Below are 5,427 nucleotides of genomic sequence, written 5' to 3'. Positions count from 1 at the left end.
CCTGAAAAAATATTGCAAAAAAGTGTGTGGTAAAAGTTGCAGAAAAGGAAAAAGTCTGTACCTTTGCAACCGCTTTCGAGAGGGAGAGCCGCTGAAGATGACAGACTGAGTAAAGCTGAGGCTATGGAAGAGAGTGCCGGATGCTGCACCGAGTATCTTACCTTGCGGATGTGCAAGGGAGCGAGAAAGGATAAGCCGCACGCCTTCTGAAAACCTTCTGAAAAATTTTTTCAAAAAAAACTTTGAAAAAATTTGGAGGTTACGAAAAAACGCCTTACCTTTGCAAACGCTTTCCCGCTGAAACGGGAGCTTGAGAAAAGATAGTTCTTTGAAAGACTTTAGATAAACAGACTAGGATGTAGTACAAGAAGTAGTCCTATATATAATGTATATATGGGATGAACGGAAGACAACCGTCAATAACCCTTGGAAACAAGGAAAATGAAAAAATCGGTTTCCTGAACAGAGACAAAACATGCCCGAAAGGGTAGTAAAAATATTTTACAATGAAGAGTTTGATCCTGGCTCAGGATGAACGCTAGCTACAGGCTTAACACATGCAAGTCGAGGGGCAGCATGATTGAAGCTTGCTTCAATTGATGGCGACCGGCGCACGGGTGAGTAACACGTATCCAACCTTCCGTACACTCAGGGATAGCCTTTCGAAAGAAAGATTAATACCTGATGGTATCTTAAGCACACATGTAATTAAGATTAAAGATTTATCGGTGTACGATGGGGATGCGTTCCATTAGGTAGTAGGCGGGGTAACGGCCCACCTAGCCTACGATGGATAGGGGTTCTGAGAGGAAGGTCCCCCACATTGGAACTGAGACACGGTCCAAACTCCTACGGGAGGCAGCAGTGAGGAATATTGGTCAATGGACGAGAGTCTGAACCAGCCAAGTAGCGTGAAGGATGAAGGTCCTACGGATTGTAAACTTCTTTTATAAGGGAATAAAACCTCCCACGTGTGGGAGCTTGTATGTACCTTATGAATAAGCATCGGCTAACTCCGTGCCAGCAGCCGCGGTAATACGGAGGATGCGAGCGTTATCCGGATTTATTGGGTTTAAAGGGAGCGCAGACGGGTCGTTAAGTCAGCTGTGAAAGTTTGGGGCTCAACCTTAAAATTGCAGTTGATACTGGCGTCCTTGAGTGCGGTTGAGGTGTGCGGAATTCGTGGTGTAGCGGTGAAATGCTTAGATATCACGAAGAACTCCGATTGCGAAGGCAGCACACTAAGCCGTAACTGACGTTCATGCTCGAAAGTGTGGGTATCAAACAGGATTAGATACCCTGGTAGTCCACACGGTAAACGATGGATACTCGCTGTTGGCGATATACGGTCAGCGGCTTAGCGAAAGCGTTAAGTATCCCACCTGGGGAGTACGCCGGCAACGGTGAAACTCAAAGGAATTGACGGGGGCCCGCACAAGCGGAGGAACATGTGGTTTAATTCGATGATACGCGAGGAACCTTACCCGGGCTTAAATTGCAAAGGAATAATCTGGAAACAGGTTAGTCTTCGGACCTTTGTGAAGGTGCTGCATGGTTGTCGTCAGCTCGTGCCGTGAGGTGTCGGCTTAAGTGCCATAACGAGCGCAACCCTCGCCGCCAGTTACTAACAGTTAAAGCTGAGGACTCTGGCGGGACTGCCATCGTAAGATGTGAGGAAGGTGGGGATGACGTCAAATCAGCACGGCCCTTACGTCCGGGGCTACACACGTGTTACAATGGGCGGTACAGAAGGCAGCTACCTGGCGACAGGATGCCAATCCCTAAAGCCGCTCTCAGTTCGGACTGGAGTCTGCAACCCGACTCCACGAAGCTGGATTCGCTAGTAATCGCGCATCAGCCACGGCGCGGTGAATACGTTCCCGGGCCTTGTACACACCGCCCGTCAAGCCATGAAAGCCGGGGGTACCTGAAGTGCGTAACCGCAAGGAGCGCCCTAGGGTAAAACTGGTAATTGGGGCTAAGTCGTAACAAGGTAGCCGTACCGGAAGGTGCGGCTGGAACACCTCCTTTCTGGAGCGAAACCGAAAAGGTTGGTTTCCACTTGTACTGCAGATGAGTTTGTTTAACGAAATAAAGAGAGAAAGATGAAGCCGAGTCGGTACAGACGAGGTTGAACTGAATCACAAAGCTAGTCCTATAGCTCAGTTGGTTAGAGCGCTACACTGATAATGTAGAGGTCGGCAGTTCAACTCTGCCTGGGACTACCCGAAAGGAAGAAAGGGAAAAAACTTCCTTGAAATTTTGCAGGAACGAAGGAAAATGCTTACCTTTGCAGCCGCAAAAAAACGGGGGATTAGCTCAGCTGGCTAGAGCACCTGCTTTGCACGCAGGGGGTCAACGGTTCGAATCCGTTATTCTCCACAATAAAAACGGTCTATGACATGATGTAACAAGCAAAAGTAATTTTAGTACGAAAGCTAAAAGTATATATCATCCCGCACGCATCGTAAGATGCGCGTGCACGTGATAAGGAAAGTAGGAAAGGGCGCATGGCGGATGCCTTGGCTCTCGGAGGCGATGAAGGACGTGATAAGCTGCGATAAGTCACGGGGAGGTGCAAATAACCTTTGATCCGTGAATCTCCGAATGGGACAACCCGATATCCTGAAGGGATATCACCTTACATAGTAAGGAGCTAACGCAGGGAACTGAAACATCTTAGTACCTGCAGGAAAAGAAAATAACAATGATTCCCCCAGTAGTGGCGAGCGAACGGGGAAGAGCCCAAACCACACATGTTACGGCATGTGTGGGGTTGTAGGACCACGGCGTTGCAAGAAATCTTGTGAGAAGAACAGCCTGGAAAGACTGACCATAGACGGTGACAGTCCGGTATTCGAAGCAAGACGAAGCATAGTGGTATCCTGAGTAGCGCGGAACACGAGGAATTCTGCGTGAATCTGCCGGGACCATCCGGTAAGGCTAAATACTCCCGAGAGACCGATAGCGAACCAGTACCGTGAGGGAAAGGTGAAAAGCACTTCGAACAGAAGAGTGAAATAGTACCTGAAACCGTGCGCCTACAAGCGGTCGGAGCACGAAAGTGTGACGGCGTGCCTTTTGCATAATGAACCTACGAGTTACCGTATTTGGCAAGGTTAAGGGTCATGAGGCCTGCAGCCGAAGCGAAAGCGAGTCTGAACAGGGCGTCAAGTCAGATGCGGTAGACGCGAAACCAAGTGATCTACCCTTGGCCAGGATGAAGTCTGGGTAACACCAGATGGAGGTCCGCACCAATAAGCGTTGAAAAGCTTCTGGATGAGCTGAGGGTAGGGGTGAAAGGCTAATCAAACTTGGAGATAGCTCGTACTCCCCGAAATGCATTTAGGTGCAGCCTCGCGGGTTACTGATGTGAGGTAGAGCGACTGATTGGATGCGAGGGCTTCACCGCCTATCAAGTCCTGACAAACTCCGAATGCGCATCAGTTTTACCGCGGGAGTGAGGGCATGGGTGCTAAGGTCCGTGCCCGAGAGGAGAAGAATCCGGACTATCAGCTAAGGCCCCGAAATGACAGCTAAGTTAAACTAACGAAGTCTGATTGCTAAGACAGCTAGGATGTTGGCTTGGAAGCAGCCATTCATTTAAAGAGTGCGTAACAGCTCACTAGTCGAGGAATCGGGCGTGGATAATAATCGGGTATCAAGTTGTCTGCCGAAGCTATAGAATCAGCAATGATTGGTAGGGGAGCATTCCATTCGGCGTTGAAGGCGTGGCGTGAGCCATTCTGGAGCGTATGGAAAAGCAAATGTAGGTATAAGTAACGATAAAGGGGGTGAGAAACCCCCTCGCCGAAAGACTAAGGTTTCCTGATCAACGCTAATCGGATCAGGGTAAGTCGGGTCCTAAGGTTCAGCCGAACGGCGAGACCGATGGCAGAAACGGTTAATATTCCGTTACTACCTTTGAGGGTGACGTGGGGACGCAGTAGTGACACCGCCGCCGGCTGACGGAATAGCCGGTTAAAGAGTGTAGACGTCGATTTCCGCAGGCAAATCCACGGAAAGAGTCGAACTTGACAGTATGGAACGTCCTTCGGGACAATCCAATAGTGCGGGTAAGCAGACTGCCTAGAAAATCCGCTAAACATAACTTCAGAGGTACCCGTACCGCAAACGGACACACGTAGTCGGGTTGAATATACTAAGGCGCTTGAGTGAATCACGGTTAAGGAACTAGGCAAACTGACCCTGTAACTTCGGGATAAAGGGTCCCTACCCAGAAATGGGAGGGCGCAGAGAATAGGTCCAGGCAACTGTTTAACAAAAACACAGGGCTGTGCCAATATGAAAGTAGACGTATACAGCCTGACACCTGCCCGGTGCTGGAAGGTTAAGAGGAGATGTCATCGCAAGAGAAGCATTGAATTGAAGCCCCAGTAAACGGCGGCCGTAACTATAACGGTCCTAAGGTAGCGAAATTCCTTGTCGGGTAAGTTCCGACCTGCACGAATGGTGTAATGATCTGGACGCTGTCTCAACCGTGAGCTCAGTGAAATTGTAGTATCGGTGAAGATGCCGATTACCCGCGATGGGACGAAAAGACCCCGTGAACCTTTACTATAGCTTAGCATTGAATTTGGGCACGCGATGTGTAGGATAGGTCGGAGGCTTTGAAGCAGGCACGCCAGTGTTTGTGGAGCCGCTGTTGAAATACGACCCTTCGTTTGTTTGAGTTCTAACTTCGGTTTGAAGGACATTGCTTGGTGGGTAGTTTGACTGGGGTGGTCGCCTCCAAAAGCGTAACGGAGGCTTCTAAAGGTGCCCTCAGGACGATCGGTAACCGTCCGCAGAGTGTAATGGCAAAAGGGCGCTTGACTGGGAGACAGACAAGTCGAGCAGGTAGGAAACTAGAGCATAGTGATCCGGTGTTTCCGTATGGAAGGGACATCGCTCAAAGGATAAAAGGTACTCCGGGGATAACAGGCTGATCCCTCCCAAGAGCTCATATCGACGGAGTGGTTTGGCACCTCGATGTCGGCTCGTCACATCCTGGGGCTGGAGAAGGTCCCAAGGGTTGGGCTGTTCGCCCATTAAAGTGGCACGCGAGCTGGGTTCAGAACGTCGTGAGACAGTTCGGTCTCTATCTATCGTGGGCGTATGAAATTTGCGTGGCTCTGACACTAGTACGAGAGGACCGTGTTGGACTGACCTCTGGTTTACCGGTTGTGCCGCCAGGCGCATCGCCGGGTATCTAAGTCGGGATCGGATAAGCGCTGAAAGCATCTAAGTGCGAAGCCGGCCACAAGATTAGATTTCTCAGGGTCGTTGAAGACGACAACGTTGATAGGATGCAGGTGTAAAGCTGGAGACAGCAAAGCCGAGCATTACTAATTGCCCGTCAGCTTTCCTTATCCGCGCGGAGCGGATGGAAGTCATCGAAAGGATGATATATACGTTTAGCATGAA

General features: G+C 49.9%; 2 tRNA genes and 2 rRNA genes. All 4 read left to right on the top strand.

The annotated features are described in order from the left end of the window. Window positions 1-503 precede the first annotated feature (503 nt). The 4 genes from WKT20_RS17450 (at window position 504) to WKT20_RS17435 (ending at window position 5,372) form a co-directional block, all read left to right on the top strand. Window positions 504-2,031: ribosomal RNA gene (locus WKT20_RS17450) — 16S ribosomal RNA — on the top strand. Between the two features lie 120 nt (window positions 2,032-2,151). Next, window positions 2,152-2,225 (top strand) — tRNA-Ile (locus WKT20_RS17445). Between the two features lie 83 nt (window positions 2,226-2,308). After that, a tRNA-Ala gene (locus WKT20_RS17440) sits at window positions 2,309-2,382 on the top strand. Between the two features lie 108 nt (window positions 2,383-2,490). Continuing rightward, window positions 2,491-5,372, top strand: a 23S ribosomal RNA gene (locus tag WKT20_RS17435). The 16S and 23S rRNA genes sit together here with 2 tRNA genes alongside, the layout of an rRNA operon. The last annotated feature ends 55 nt before the right edge of the window (window positions 5,373-5,427 follow it).

This window comes from Phocaeicola sp. ICN-14070 (genome assembly GCF_037892625.1).
GTDB lineage: Bacteria > Bacteroidota > Bacteroidia > Bacteroidales > Bacteroidaceae > Phocaeicola > Phocaeicola plebeius.
The sequence above is the reverse complement of the archived record's forward strand: the minus strand, read 5'-3'. Positions and strand labels throughout refer to the sequence as shown.